The sequence below is a fragment of the Streptomyces sp. NPDC058741 genome, assembly GCF_042746715.1.
Taxonomy (GTDB): domain Bacteria; phylum Actinomycetota; class Actinomycetes; order Streptomycetales; family Streptomycetaceae; genus Streptomyces.
This window is the reverse complement of the sequence record NZ_JBHYQH010000009.1, coordinates 123,135-137,122: the sequence shown is the minus strand read 5'-3', so window position 1 is coordinate 137,122 and position 13,988 is coordinate 123,135. Positions and strand designations below refer to the sequence as shown.

12 protein-coding genes are annotated in these 13,988 nt (G+C 74.8%); 8 read left to right on the top strand and 4 right to left on the bottom strand.

Features of this window, described 5'->3' with window-relative positions:
* Positions 1-31 precede the first annotated feature (31 nt).
* Both ACFW6P_RS10375 and ACFW6P_RS10370 read left to right on the top strand, forming a co-directional pair.
* Positions 32-427 (top strand): ribonuclease domain-containing protein, encoded by a 396-nt coding sequence (locus tag ACFW6P_RS10375; RefSeq protein ID WP_386357751.1) that lies wholly within the window; start codon positions 32-34, stop codon positions 425-427.
* A gap of 795 nt (positions 428-1,222) precedes the next feature.
* Positions 1,223-1,861 (top strand): response regulator, encoded by a 639-nt coding sequence (locus tag ACFW6P_RS10370; RefSeq protein WP_386357773.1) that lies wholly within the window; start codon positions 1,223-1,225, stop codon positions 1,859-1,861.
* Positions 1,862-1,879: 18 nt separating this feature from the next.
* Here ACFW6P_RS10370 and ACFW6P_RS10365 read toward each other — a convergent pair whose 3' ends face one another.
* Positions 1,880-2,902 (bottom strand): Gfo/Idh/MocA family oxidoreductase, encoded by a 1,023-nt coding sequence (locus ACFW6P_RS10365; RefSeq protein WP_386357753.1) that lies wholly within the window; start codon positions 2,900-2,902, stop codon positions 1,880-1,882.
* A gap of 128 nt (positions 2,903-3,030) precedes the next feature.
* On the opposite strand from ACFW6P_RS10365, the gene ACFW6P_RS10360 reads away from it, so the two are divergent.
* From ACFW6P_RS10360 to ACFW6P_RS10340, 5 genes are all read left to right on the top strand, one after another.
* Positions 3,031-3,768, top strand: a complete 738-nt coding sequence (locus ACFW6P_RS10360) for a GntR family transcriptional regulator (protein WP_386357775.1) — start codon at positions 3,031-3,033, stop codon at positions 3,766-3,768.
* Between the two features lie 131 nt (positions 3,769-3,899).
* Complete coding sequence (locus tag ACFW6P_RS10355; RefSeq protein ID WP_386423395.1) at positions 3,900-5,048, top strand: ROK family glucokinase; 1,149 nt, start codon at positions 3,900-3,902, stop codon at positions 5,046-5,048.
* A complete protein-coding gene (locus ACFW6P_RS10350; RefSeq protein WP_386357757.1) occupies positions 5,045-5,626 on the top strand; it encodes a sugar kinase in 582 nt (193 codons plus the stop codon). The genes ACFW6P_RS10355 and ACFW6P_RS10350 overlap by 4 nt, the downstream gene beginning before the upstream one ends.
* A gap of 85 nt (positions 5,627-5,711) precedes the next feature.
* Positions 5,712-8,540 carry an SNF2-related protein gene (locus ACFW6P_RS10345; protein ID WP_386423393.1) on the top strand — a complete coding sequence of 943 codons (2,829 nt, stop codon included), beginning with the start codon at positions 5,712-5,714 and terminating at the stop codon, positions 8,538-8,540.
* 410 nt (positions 8,541-8,950) lie between these two features.
* Positions 8,951-10,900, top strand: a complete 1,950-nt coding sequence (locus ACFW6P_RS10340) for an SWIM zinc finger family protein (protein WP_386423391.1) — start codon at positions 8,951-8,953, stop codon at positions 10,898-10,900.
* Between the two features lie 258 nt (positions 10,901-11,158).
* On the opposite strand, the gene ACFW6P_RS10335 is transcribed toward ACFW6P_RS10340, so the two are convergent.
* The 3 genes from ACFW6P_RS10335 to ACFW6P_RS10325 are packed head-to-tail and all read right to left on the bottom strand — an operon-like array spanning position 11,159 to position 12,387.
* Positions 11,159-11,560, bottom strand: coding sequence for a hypothetical protein (locus tag ACFW6P_RS10335; RefSeq protein ID WP_386357763.1), 402 nt, complete (start codon positions 11,558-11,560; stop codon positions 11,159-11,161).
* Positions 11,561-11,614: 54 nt separating this feature from the next.
* Positions 11,615-11,971, bottom strand: a complete 357-nt coding sequence (locus ACFW6P_RS10330; protein WP_386423390.1) for a hypothetical protein — start codon at positions 11,969-11,971, stop codon at positions 11,615-11,617.
* Positions 11,965-12,387, bottom strand: a complete 423-nt coding sequence (locus ACFW6P_RS10325) for a pyridoxamine 5'-phosphate oxidase family protein (RefSeq protein WP_386357766.1) — start codon at positions 12,385-12,387, stop codon at positions 11,965-11,967. The genes ACFW6P_RS10330 and ACFW6P_RS10325 overlap by 7 nt, the downstream gene beginning before the upstream one ends.
* Before the next feature lie 201 nt (positions 12,388-12,588).
* Here ACFW6P_RS10325 and ACFW6P_RS10320 point away from each other — a divergent pair, with 201 nt between their 5' ends.
* Positions 12,589-13,872, top strand: coding sequence for an MFS transporter (locus tag ACFW6P_RS10320; RefSeq protein WP_386357846.1), 1,284 nt, complete (start codon positions 12,589-12,591; stop codon positions 13,870-13,872).
* The last annotated feature ends 116 nt before the right edge of the window (positions 13,873-13,988 follow it).

Below are 13,988 nucleotides of genomic sequence, written 5' to 3'. Positions count from 1 at the left end.
GCCACCTTCTACGCGCGTCATCATGAGCGACATGAGTTTCCCCCCACGCGCCTCGCGGCTCGGCGCAGCAGCCGCCCTCCTGTCCGCTCTCCTCGTCGGCGGCACCGTCTCCGCCACCACGGCCGACGCGGCCCCCACCGCCGTCGGTGACATCTGCTACAGCGCCCTGCCGTCCCAGGCCCACGACACGCTCGACCTGATCGAGCAGGGCGGCCCCTACCCGTTCGAGCGGGACGGCACCGTCTTCCGGAACCGGGAAGGCATCCTGCCCAGCCGGTCGTCCGGCTACTACCACGAGTACACGGTCATCACCCCCGGCTCGCCCGACCGCGGTGCCCGGCGCATCGTCACCGGCGAGAGGAGCCAGGAGGACTACTACACCGCCGACCACTACGACTCGTTCGACCTGGTCGACTACGGCTGCTGACCACCCGGGGTCCTCGACGCCCCCGGCCGGAGGTCCGCCCGCATGCTGAGGCGGGCGGGCGGACCTCCGGTCTGCGGCCCGGGCCGGTCGGTACGACGCCGGGCACGGACAGCCGGACGGCGCCCGGCACGGACAGCGGGTAAGGCGGCGCACGGCACGGACAGCCCGTCCGCGTCGAAAGTCTTCGATGACGCTGCTTAAGGCCGACGAACCCGCCCCGCGGAGGCCGAACCGGGCCGCCGCTGCGTAGATGTGCCGACCGTGAGTGGTCGGAGGGCGGGGCAGGCCCCCGCGGTGCCGGCGCAGGAGACACCCGCGCCCTTCACGGGTCCCCGATGGTTCATCCCGTCCGCTCTGCTCCACGAGCTGGACCCCGACGCCAGCCCGGCCGCGCACCGCCCCCGGCGCACCGCCCGCGACTGGGCCGTCGACCTCTGCTGCTTCCTGCTCGCCGCGACGCTGGGTCTGCCCGCCGCCCACGCGCTCGTCGACAACCCCCACGTGCCGCCCGGACTGGCCGTCGTCGACCAGGCGGTCGGCGCACTGGCCTGCGCGGCGGTCTGGCTGCGGCGCAGCCGGCCGCTGGGGCTGGCCGTGGCGATGACGGCCGTCAGCCTCGTCTCGGACACCTCGGGCGGCGCCGGCCTGATCGCCCTGCTCAGCCTCGTCGTGCACCGCCCCTTCCGGTACGTGGCCTGGGTGGGCGGCATCAACCTGGCCATCGCCCCCCTCTACTTCTGGCTGCGCCCCGACCCGGAGCTGCCCTACCTGGCGAGCACGGTGTTCGTGGTGCTGATGGTGCGGGCCGGGCTGTCCTTCATGATGGTCGGCGCCGACGACATCGAGGTCGTCGGCGAGGCAGCCGACGGCGCCGAGGTGGAGGCGCTCGTCGACCGCACCCGCCCGGACGCCGTGCTGATGGACCTGCGGATGCCGGCGGTGGACGGCCTCACGGCCACGGAGCGGCTGCGCACCCGCGCGAAGGCCCCGCAGGTCATCGTCCTGACCACCTTCCACGCCGACGAGCAGGTGCTGCGGGCGCTGCGCGCGGGAGCGGCCGGATTCGTCCTCAAGGACACCCCGCCCGCCGAGATCCTCACGGCGGTGCGCCGGGTCGCGGCCGGCGACCCGGTGCTGTCGCCCGCCGTCACCCGGCAGCTGATGCGGCGCGCGGCCGGCGGCGCCGCCGACACGCGCCGCAGGCGTGCGCGTGCGCGCATGGCCGCCCTCAACGACCGTGAGCGCGAGGTGGCGGTCGCGGTCGGCCGGGGCCTGTCCAACGCCGAGATCGCCACCGGCCTCTTCATGGGCGTCGCCACCGTCAAGACCCACGTCTCACGCGTCCTGGCCAAGCTGGACCTCAACAACAGGGTGCAGATCGCGCTCCTCGCCCACGACGCGGGCCTGCTGGAGGAGGAACCGGAGGAGCGGTGACCGGGGTACGGGGGAGGCTCAGCCGGTCGCGGGCGCGTCCCCGCCGGCGATCTCCACGAGCCGCACCGGCCTGCGCTCCCGGCGGGACAGCTCGCACGCCTCCGCGATCCGCAGCGCCTGCAGGGCCTCCCGCCCGTCGCAGGGATTGGCCCGCCCGCCCCGCACGACCTCGACGAACGCGTTCAGCTCCGCCTCGTACGCCGGGCCGAAGCGCTCCAGGAAGCCCGTCCAGGGCTTGTCCGCGGCCGGCGGTCCCGTCGGCTCGGTGGAGGCGATCGGCGTCCGGTCGTCCAGCCCGACCGCGATCTGGTCCCGCTCCCCGGCGAGCTCCATGCGCACGTCGTAACCCGCCCCGTTCGTCCGGGCGCCGGTGACCGTGGCGAGCGTGCCGTCGTCGAGGGTGAGGAGCGCGGCGCCGGTGTCGACGTCGCCGGCCTCGCGGAACATCGCCGGCCCGGCGTCGGACCCGGTCGCGTACACGTCCGTCACCTCCCGGCCCGTCACCCAGCGCAGCGCGTCGAAGTCGTGGATCAGCGTGTCCCGGTACAGCCCGCCCGACAGCGGCAGCCACGCGGCGGGCGGCGGGCTCTGGTCGCTGGTCAGGGCCCGCACGGTGTGCAGCCGCCCCAGCCGGCCCGACCGCACGGCCTCGCGCGCACCCGCGTAGCCCGCGTCGAAGCGCCGCTGGAAGCCCATCTGCAGCACCGTCCCGGCCGTCTCCACCTCGGCGATCGCGGTCAGTGTGCCGGGCAGGTCCAGCGCGATCGGCTTCTCGCAGAACACCGGCAGGCCCGAGCGCGCCGCCCGACCGATCAGTTCGGCGTGGGCCGACGTCGCCGTCGTGATCACCACCGCGTCGACCCCCCAGCGGAAGATCTCCTCCACCCCCGGCGCCGCCGTCTCGCCCAGCCTGTGCGCCAGGTCCTGGGCCCGTGAGGCGTCCGCGTCCGTCAGGATCAGCGAGCCCACCTCGCGATGCCGGCTGAGCGTGTTCGCGTGGAGGGTGCCGATGCGGCCCGTACCGATGACGCCGATGCGCATGGAAACAAAGTGCGTGCCCGGGCCGTCGCTGTCAATCCGTATGTCCGGACAATGTGACTACGCGACTTCCCGTCAACAACGCGCGGGGCTACGCTCGGCCCGTGCCCAAACCAGAAGTGGACCCGACCGTGCGGCTCGAGCTCAGCGTGGACCGCAGCTCTCCCGTGCCCCTGTACTTCCAGCTGTCCCAGCAGCTGGAGGCCGCGATCGAGCACGGCACGCTGACCCCCGGCAGCCTGCTGGGCAACGAGATCGAGCTCGCCGCCCGGCTCGGCCTGTCCCGGCCGACCGTCCGCCAGGCCATCCAGTCGCTCGTCGACAAGGGCCTCCTCGTGCGCCGCCGCGGCGTGGGCACCCAGGTCGTGCACAGCCAGGTCAAACGCCCCCTGGAGCTCAGCAGCCTCTACGACGACCTGGAGGCCGCGGGGCAGCGCCCCGCCACCGAGGTCCTCGTCAACACGGTCGTCCCCGCCTCCGCCGAGGTCGCCGCCGCCCTCGGTGTCGCCGAGGACAGCGACGTCCACCGCGTGGAGCGCCTCCGCCTCGCCCACGGCGAGCCCATGGCCCACCTGTGCAACTTCCTGCCCCCCGGCCTGATCGACCTCGACACCCGCCAGCTGGAGACCACCGGCCTGTACCGCCTGATGCGGGCGGCCGGCATCACCCTGCACAGCGCCCGCCAGACGATCGGCGCGCGGGCGGCCACCCAGGAGGAGGCCGAGCGGCTGGCCGAGGAACCGGGCGCGCCGCTGCTCACCATGCAACGCGTCACGTTCGACGACACCGGCCGGGCGGTCGAGTACGGCACCCACACCTACCGGCCGTCGCGGTACTCCTTCGAATTCCAGTTGCTCGTGCGCACCTGAGGGGCGCGGGCCGTACCGATCGCGGCTCCGCCGCGCGGGCCCGGCGAGCCCCCACCGGCCCGCCCCCGGCAGCGGTCCGCCCCACCCCTGCGCTCCGCACAGCGCCGTCCCGTGAGGCAGAATCGGGCGCGATGAGCACCTACCGCGACTTCACCGCCCCCATCGGCTCCCGCCGTGCCACCGCGCTCCGCACGGCCGGCACCCGGGAGCGCCGCTCGCACCTGACGGCACCCCGCGTCCCGACGGTCGGCATCGACATCGGCGGTACGAAGGTCATGGCGGGCGTCGTGGACGCCGACGGCAACATCTTGGAGAAGGTCCGCACGGAGACCCCGGACAAGTCCAAGAGCCCCAAGGTCGTCGAGGACACCATCGCCGAGCTGGTCCTGGACCTCTCCGACCGGCACGACGTGCACGCCGTCGGTATCGGCGCGGCCGGCTGGGTCGACGCCGACCGCAACCGCGTGCTGTTCGCCCCCCACCTGTCCTGGCGCAACGAGCCGCTCCGCGACCGCCTCTCCGGCCGGCTCTCCGTGCCGGTCCTCGTGGACAACGACGCCAACACCGCCGCCTGGGCCGAATGGCGCTTCGGCGCCGGTCGCGGCGAGGACCACCTCGTCATGATCACGCTGGGCACCGGCATCGGCGGCGCGATCCTGGAGGACGGCAAGGTCAAGCGCGGCAAGTACGGCGTCGCCGGCGAGTTCGGCCACATGCAGGTCGTCCCCGGCGGCCACCGCTGCCCGTGCGGCAACCGCGGCTGCTGGGAGCAGTACAGCTCCGGCAACGCCCTGGTCCGCGAGGCCCGCGAACTGGCCGCCGCCGACTCCCCGGTGGCCTACGGGATCATCGAGCACGTCAAGGGCAACATCGGCGACATCACCGGCCCGGTGATCACCGAGCTGGCCCGCGAGGGCGACGCCATGTGCATCGAACTGCTGCAGGACATCGGCCAGTGGCTCGGCGTCGGCATCGCCAACCTCGCCGCCGCCCTCGACCCCTCCTGCTTCGTGATCGGCGGCGGCGTCTCGGCCGCCGACGACCTGCTCATCGGCCCCGCCCGGGACGCCTTCAAGCGGCATCTCACCGGCCGCGGCTACCGCCCCGAGGCCCGTGTCGTCCGCGCCCAGCTCGGCCCCGAGGCCGGCATGGTCGGCGCCGCCGACCTCGCCCGGCTCGTCGCCCGCCGCTTCCGCCGCGCCAAGCGCCGCCGAGTGGAGCGCCACGAGCGCTACGAGCGGTACACGCAGTCGCTCCGCAGCACCCAGGAGACGCTGTGACGGCCTCCCTGCCCCACCAGGGCCCCTGGCCCGGCGATCCGGACCGTCCCGTCGAGGACCGCCGCCACATGATCCGCCGCAGGGCGCTCACCCTGCTGATCATCGTGCTGCTCATCGGCATCCCGGCCGGCTACCTGGTGATCTCGGCGAACCAGAGCCGGGACAGCGGCAAGGACAAGGAGGCCAAGTACTCGGCGACGGGCCTCACCGAGGGCTGGCCCTCCAAGCTCCAGCGCCGCATCTACCAGGTCCCCGTCCCGCACCCGGCCTGGCACGTGGCGTACTACGAGACCAACAACTGGAAGACCAGCCGCCTGTACACCCAGTTCGAGACCAACTCGGCCGGACTGGACGCCTATCTCACGGGCCTCGGGCTGACCCGGCAGGACCTGAGGAAGGGCGCCGTCACCATCGGCGAGCGCGACCGGAAGATCACCGGCTGGAGGTTCCCGGGCGGCGACTCCTGGTACGGCTTCGTCCACCGGCAGAAGAACCCGGCCCCCACCCACGACGTGGTCGTCGACCTCTCCAACCCGGCCTACCCCTGGGTCTACGTCGTCGCCAGGACCGTGCCCTGAGCCGGCCGCCGGAGCCGATTGTCAGACCCCGCCCGTAGAGTCGGAGACAACTGATCCGACCAGGCGGCGGGAGGTGGCAAGACGTATGGGCGACACGGCCGCGGTGGCCGAACGGACGCAGGACCCGGCACCCCCGGTCCGGCTCCCGGCCGTCTTCCTGCCCGCACCCCTCCCACGCGACGGGCGCGTCGCCTTCTGGGACCCCGAGGGCGCGCCCCTGCCCGCCGAGGACACCGAGCTGACCGTCGTACGACGGCACGGCGCGGGAGTCCGGCGGCGCACCACCCCGGCGCTGTCCCTCCCGCTGGAGACGGCCCTGCCACTGCTGGTGCGCGCCCGGCACGACGCGGCGGCTCACCCCGCCACCGCCTGCTGGGGCGCGGCCGCCCTGCACGCCCTGCGGATCGCCGCACGTGGCCGCCTGCTGCCCGGCCTCACGGCCACCGGGCACGACGCCTGGCGCGCGGGCCCCCTCGACCCGGACGACATCGCCCACCTGCGCGCGGTGGCCGCCGCCCTGCCCCCCGAGGGACACGCCGTCCCGCTGCCCGGCCCGGGCCCGATCCGCCTGCCCGAACCGGAAGCGCTGGTGCGCGCCTTCCTGGACGCGGTCGCGGACACCCTGCCGCGCACCCCGGCCGCCCCCCACGCCACCGGCAGACCCTTCGCCGCCCGCGCCCCCCAGCGGCTGCCCGACGCCCACGACTGGGCCGCCGAGGTCGCCGCCGGCATGGACGCGGGCGTGCGGATCTCGCTCCGCCTGGACCTGTCGGCGTACGACCTGTTCGACGCGGCCTCCGACGGCGGCGCGCGCAGCGCCGGCGCGGCGATCGTCCAGGTGCACAGCCTCGCCGACCCCACCCTCGTGACCGACGCCGCGACCCTGTGGGCGGGCGAGGCCGACGACGCCTTCGGCCCCCGCGCGCGGGTCGACGCGGCCCTCGCCGTCCGCCGCGCGGCCCGGGTCTGGCCGCCCCTGGACCGCCTGGGCGACCAGGACGTGCCCGACGTGCTGGCGCTGACCGAGGACGAGCTGAGCGACCTGCTCGGGGTCGCCGCCACCCGGCTCGGGGCGGCCGGGGTCGCCGTGCACTGGCCGCGCGACCTGGCGCATGACCTGTCCGCCGCGGCGGTGATCCGCCCGGCCCCCGGCTCGGCCACCGACGGCACCGGCTTCTTCGAGAGCGAGGACCTGCTCGCCTTCCGCTGGCAGCTGGCCCTCGGCGGCGACCCGCTCACCGACGCCGAGATGGACGCCCTCGCCGAGGCCCACCGCCCCGTCGTCCGGCTGCGCGACCGGTGGGTGCTGGTCGACCCGGCCCTCGTCCGCAAGGCCCGCAAACGCGACCTGGGCCTGCTCGACCCGGTCGACGCGCTGTCCGCCGCCCTCACCGGCACCGCCGAGGTGGACGGCGAGACGGTCGAGGCCGTCCCCGCCGGAGCGCTCGCCACCCTGCGCGACCGCCTGACCGCGGGAATCCACCCCACCCAACCGCCGCCCGGCCTGCACGCCACCCTCCGCGACTACCAGCTGCGGGGCCTGGCCTGGCTCGACCTCATGACCTCCCTCGGCCTCGGCGGCTGCCTCGCCGACGACATGGGCCTGGGCAAGACCGTCACGCTCATCGCCCTGCACCTCAAGCGCGCCCGCGGCGAGCCGACCCTGGTGGTCTGCCCGGCCTCACTTCTGGGCAACTGGCAGCGGGAGATCACCCGCTTCGCCCCCGGCGTCCCCGTCCGCCGCTTCCACGGCCCCGACCGCAGCCTGGACGGCCTGGACGGAGGCTTCGTGCTCACCACCTACGGCACGATGCGCTCGGCCGCCCCCACCCTCGCCGAGCAGCCCTGGGGCATGGTCGTCGCCGACGAGGCACAGCACGTGAAGAACCCCTACTCGGCCACCGCCAAGGCGCTGCGCACCATCCCGTCCCCCGCGCGCGTGGCCCTCACGGGCACGCCCGTGGAGAACAACCTGTCGGAGCTGTGGGCCCTGCTGGACTGGACGACCCCGGGCCTGCTCGGCCCGCTCAAGTCCTTCCGTGCCCGGCACGCCCGGGCGGTCGAGACCGGCGAGGACGAGGAGGCGGTGCAGCGCCTGGCCCGCCTGGTCCGGCCGTTCCTGCTGCGCCGGAAGAAGTCCGACCCGGGCATCGTGCCGGAGCTGCCGCCCAAGACCGAGACCGACCACCCCGTCCCGCTCACCCGCGAACAGGCCGCGCTGTACGAGGCGGTGGTCCGCGAGTCGATGCTCGCCATCGAGACGTCGAAGGGCATGGCGCGCCGCGGCCTGGTCCTCAAGCTGCTGACCTCCTTGAAGCAGATCTGCAACCACCCGGCGCTGTTCCTGAAGGAGGGGCACGCCCCTGCCGGCGACCGGCTCGCCACCCGCTCCGGCAAGCTCGCCCTGCTGGACGAACTGCTGGACACCCTGCTCGCCGAGGACGGCTCGGCCCTGGTCTTCACCCAGTACGTGGGGATGGCCCGTCTGATCACCTCCCACCTCGAGACCCGCGCGGTCCCGTTCGACCTCCTGCACGGCGGCACGCCGGTCCCGGAGCGGGAGCGCATGGTGGACCGCTTCCAGGCCGGCTCGACCCCGGTCCTGGTCCTCTCCCTCAAGGCCGCCGGCACCGGCCTCAACCTCACGCGCGCGGGACACGTCGTCCACTTCGACCGCTGGTGGAACCCGGCCGTCGAGGAACAGGCCACCGACCGCGCCTACCGCATCGGCCAGACCCAACCCGTCCAGGTCCACCGCCTCATCACCGAGGGCACGGTCGAGGACCGCATCGCCGAGATGCTCCAGGCGAAGCGGGCCCTGGCCGACGCGATCCTAGGCTCCGGCGAGTCGGCCCTGACGGAACTGACCGACCGGGAGCTGACGGACCTCGTGTCCTTGCGGAGGTCGTCGTGACCGGCCGCCCGGCCGACGAGGCCCGCCGGGCCCTGCGGGCCGCCCGGGAACGTGCCGCCCAGGACACCGGCGCGGCACCGCAGAACCGCCCCGGCCTTTCCCAGGTCTCGGCCGTCCGCCCCGGCCTTTCCCAGGTCCCGGCCGTCCGCCCGGGGCCGCCCCCGGCTCCGTTTTCCGGCCAGGAGGCCTCCAGGCCCGGGGACGTGGCGCGCGAGGCGCTGCGCAGGGCGGTGGCCGAGCAGCGGGGGAACGGCCCGGGTGGTGAGGACGCGGTGGCTGAGGGGCGCGCGGGGACTGGCGAGGAGCCGGGGGCTGACGGGAGCGCGGGGGACGGTTCCGGAGCGTCGCAGGCCGGTCTGTCCGCCGATGCCGCGGCCGCCGTGACGCCGGGGGAGCCGACATCTCACGGTATGTCAGGTGCAGCGGCACCGGAGCCGCACGCCTCCGGCACAGACCTGACAAGGCCGGACCGGGTGGCCTCAGCCGGTGCGATGCCCGCACCGCCGTCCCCCGACCCGGCCGCATCGCCCGACTCGGACCCAGCCGGGGCCTCCGGCCCGGCGGCGTCCTGCGGCCCGGCGGTGTCCCCAGGTCCGTCGACGTCCGGTCCCTGCGCGGCGGACGTCGCGCGGGAGGCGTTGCGCGCAGCGCGGGACGACGCGCGGCGGGCGCGGCAGGAGACCGAGAGGGAAGGCGCCCGGCGAAGGCGCCGGGCGCGGCAGAGCGGGGTCGACGAGAGGGCGGCGGCCGCGCGTCGCGCCCGTGACGGCGCGGCGGGTGAAACGGGGCGTGACCTCCGGCAGTTGCTGTCGGACGCCTTTCGGATGCCGGCCCACGACATGGCCGCCCCGGAACAGGAGGGCACGGACGCGGTCGGGGACGGCGTCCCGAAGGCTCGGGGCGCCGCGTCCGCCACCGGCGGCTCGGCGCTCCGTCGTCCCGCCGCGGACACCGATGCGTCGGCGGCATCCCTGGACGCCGGGGACGACCGCGGGCGCGGCTCTGCTCACGCTCGCCCCGGGCCGCACGATCACGACCACGACCGCGGCCACTCCGCGTCCCACCCCCTCACCTCACCGACCGGCCCCCTCACACCCCGCTCCATGGCCACCCCCGGCCGCGACAGCGACCTGCGCCGCACCTTCCCACGCTTCGCGCCCCGGGAGGGCAGGACGTTCGCCGAGAGCTGGTGGGGCAACGCCTGGGTCACCGCGCTGGAGCAGGGCGCGCTGGACGTCAAGCGGCTGGAGCGCGGCCGTGGGTACGCCGGGCAGGGGAACGTCGACGCCATCACGGTGACGCCCGGCCTCGTGCTGGCGTACGTGCAGGGCAGCCGCCCGCGCCCGTACCGCGTCCAGGTACGGCTGCGCACCCTGGACGACACCGACTGGGACCGGTTCCTGGACGCGGCGGCCGACCGGCCCGGCCACATCGCGGCGCTGCTCGACAAGGAGATGCCCCAGTCGCTGGCCGACTGCGGGGTGCCGTTGCTGCCCGGCCCGGGCGAGCTGGAGCCCCGGTGCAGCTGCCCCGACCGCGGCCACCCCTGCAAACACGCCGCCGCCCTCTGCTACCAGACCGCCCGGCTGCTCGACGCCGACCCCTTCGTCCTGCTCCTGCTGCGCGGGCGGGGAGAACGGGAGCTGCTGGACGCGCTGTCCCGGCTCAGCGCCACCCGCGCCGCCCGCGCTGCCCGGGACCGGGAACCGGCACCGGCGCCCGGAGTCAGGGCCGCCGAGGTCCTCGCGCAACGCACCGTGCCGCCCCTGCCCGCCCCGTTGCCCGTGCCCCCGCACCCCGAGCAGCCACCGGCCTACCCGGCGTCGCCCGGCGGCCCGGACCCGTTCGCCCTGGACCAGCTGGCCACGGACGCCGCCGCCCGGGCCCACGCCCTGCTCACCACGGGCCGCGACCCGGTCGGCCAGCTCAGCCTCTGGCAGGACGCGGTCCGGCTGGCCGCGGCCCGCCCCGGCTCGGGGCTCACCGCGGGCACCCGCGCGCTCTACGCGTCGCTGGCCTCCGCTGCGGACCGCACCCCGTCCGAGCTGGCCCGCGCGGTCGCCGCCTGGCGGCAGGGAGGGCTGGAGGGCCTCGCCGTGCTGGAGGAGCCGTGGGACCCGCCGGCCGGCCGGTTCGACCGGGCCCGCCCGCTGCTCCTCGCGGCCGACCTGCCCGCCTTCCGCCCCTGGCGCAACCGCCTGACCCACCCTCAGGGCCACGTCCAGCTCCGTCTGGGCCGGGACGGGCTGTGGTACGCCTACGAGTCCGAGCCCGGCCAGGACGACTGGTGGCCGAGGGGCACCCCCGATCTGGATCCGGTCGGCGCGCTCACGGGCCTCGGTGTCGCCGGCGAGCTCTAGAGGGACTGTCATCACATGCCCGTCTCTCCGCCCTCTCCGGGTGACGAGGGGAGTGTGACGACAGCCGACAGCCTCCAGGACGCCGCGCCGGACCGCCGTGGCCCACCCGACCGCACGCCGACATGCCCACCCGACGGCACGCCGACATGCCACCCGACGGCACGCCGACAGGCCCGGCCGGTGGACCGTCACCGACCGGGCCCGCACTCACCGCGGCCTCACGCGGGGTGAGAGTCCGCGGCGACCACGCCGTCCGAGTCATGACGCGGGGAGGCGGAGCCGCCCCAGGGCGGGGGTTCCACCGCCCGGTGGCCGTCGCGTCCGGAGTGCGCGGCGTGCGCGGCCTTGTCGCCCTTGGCGGCGCAGCCGGTCCTGCGACTGGTCGATGAGCTCGCGGCCGGTGGCCTCCTCGGCGAGCACGACCACGTCACGTCGTCCGACGCCGAGGGTGGCAGTCGCCGACCAGGGACGGTCCGCGTGATGGGCGGAGGCGCGCGTGATGCGCACGTCCCCGCTGACGGCGGGCAGTCCCGGCCGTCCCACCACCGCGTCGATCGTCGTGCGGGCGTACTCCAGGGTCTCCTCGTCCACCTCGCCGTCCGCACGCAGCAGCACGCCGGGGACGGGGGCCGCGGTGTCGTCGCCGGTTCTGCCGGTCATACCGGCTCCTTTCCAGGGGAATGGACGGAAGCGGCCGGGACGTCCCGGCGTCGTTCAGTCCGCCGAGCCGGGCAGCCACAGGTCGGGGCCGAAGACCTCGTAGCGGATGCGCTGGGCCGGGACCCCGGCGCGCAGCAGCTGGGCGCGGACCTCGCGCATGAGGGGCAGCGGCCCGCACAGGAACACCGTGGCGTCCTCGGGCAGTTCGACGCCGTCGAGGTTCATCAGGCCCTCGCGGGCGCCGGATTCGTCCGGGCCGGGGCGCTCGTACCAGAAGACCATGCGGGCGGCCGGCAGAAGTCCGGCCAGCCGGCCCGTCTCGGTGCGCAGCGCGTGGTCGGCGGGGGAGCGGTCGACCCCCGACGGACACGGGCCGGGGCCCTGACACCGCGACCGGACGGGCCTCACCACGTCCCGGCCGGTGCCCTCAGCTCACGTCCGGTGATCATCGTCGACTCGATGCGCACGAAGACGGCTTCCCGCGGGGGCGTCCAGGACACGGTGCCGGCCTGTGACAGGCGTTCGCGTTCGGCGGGGTCGGTCACGACGGTGGCCCGTCCGGTGACGACCACACTCCAGCCGGACCGGGCCGCCGTGTCGAACTCGTCCGCCTCGAAGGCGACCACCACACCGTCCACGCCGGCCACGAGGTCCGAATCCGGGGAGGTGCGCAGTACGACGGAGCCGTCCGTGTCCAGGGCGAAGTTGACGGGCAGCACCGCGGGCAGCGCATACCTGGTGTAGACCACACGGCCGACCGGCGCCTTGGCGAGCAGACGCAGGCACTCCTGCCGCTCGAGGGCCCGGAAGGAGTCGTTCGTGAACATCGCCCCATCCTCGCCGCGGGCCTGCCGCCGGTGCTAGGGCCGGTCGGCCCTAGCACCGGCGGCAGGCAGGGGCCGGCACCTCGGCGCCCCGGGACCCCTCTCCCCCCGCCAGGGACCTACGACCCCTGCCTGCCGCGAGCCGGGACGCCGACAGTGGTGGGGTGGCGCGGCACCGCCGCGAGGACGAAAGGGACGGACGACATGGTCCAGCCGAAGAGCTCGAAGCGTGGTGGTTCGTCGTCGGGTGGGTCGGTGTCGGGGCGGGCGTGGTTGATGCTCGTTCTGGCGACGGTGGGGTTCGGGGTGAATTTCTGGGCGTGGGCGTTGCTGAGTCCGTTGGCTCCGCGGTTCAAGGACGAGCTGGGTCTGTCGTCGTTCGAGCAGTCGTTGTTGGTGGCGGTGCCGGTGGTGGTGGGTTCGCTGGGGCGGATTCCGGTGGGTGCGTTGACGGACCGGTTCGGTGGGCGGGTGATGTTTCCGTGTGTGTCGGCGGCCACGATCGTGCCGGTGCTCTATCTGGGTCTGGCGGGGCATTCGTCTTTGGCGGCGCTGCTGGTGGGTGGGCTCTTTCTGGGGATCGGGGGGACGGCGTTCGCGGTGGGTGTGCCGTTGGTGAACGCGTGGTTTCCGCCGCAGCGGCGGGGTCTGGCGATCGGGGTGTTCGGTGCGGGTATGGGTGGTACGGCGATCAGCGCGCTGACGACGGTGCGGCTGGTCGACGCGAAGGGCATGGCGGCCCCGTTCTTGACCACGGCGGTGGTGCTGGCCGTGTACGCGGTGGTGGCGGTGTTGCTGCTGCGGGATGCGCCGGGGCGGACCGTGCCGGGTGAGCCGTTGGTCCGGCGTCTGGTGGCGACTGCTCGTCTGGGGGTCACGTGGCAGGCGTCGGTGTTGTATGCGGTGGCCTTCGGTGGGTATGTCGCTTTCTCGGTTTATCTGCCCACGTATCTGAAGAGTGGTTATGGCCTGGCTCAGGCGGACGCGGCGAACCGTATGGCGGGTTTCGTGCTGCTGGCGGTGGCGATGCGTCCGGTGGGGGGTTGGTTGTCGGACCGGCTGGGCCCGGTCCGGGTGCTGGCGGGTGCGTTGGGTGTGGTGGTGCTGGGTGCGGTGGTGCAGGCGTTCACGCCTCCGCTGGCTCCGCTGGGGACCGTCGCGTTCCTGTCGATGGCGGCCGCGCTCGGCGCGGGCAGTGGTGCGACGTTCGCTCTGGTGGCTTTGCTGACTCCGGCCGGTCAGGTGGGTTCCGTGACGGGTGTGGTCGGTGCGGCGGGTGGTCTGGGTGGTTTCGTGCCGCCGCTGGTGATGGGCTCGCTGTACGGGGCGTACGGCACCTTCGCGGCCGGTCTCGCGTTGCTCGCGATCGTGGCGGCCGCCGCGCTCGCCTACACCCTCACCGGCGTCCGCACCGCCGTCGAAGGCCGCGACGGCGGGCAGCGCTCAGACGGGCGGCGCGGCCACCGCACGGCAGGGACCACCGCGTGAGGGCCGGCTGACGCCGCGCCCGGCGAGGACCCCACGCGCCGCACCCCGCTCCGCCGTGCGTGCGGCGCGCGGGGTGTGGCTGTTGCCCGTTCCGGGGGCCGCGGCCCTAGAGTCGT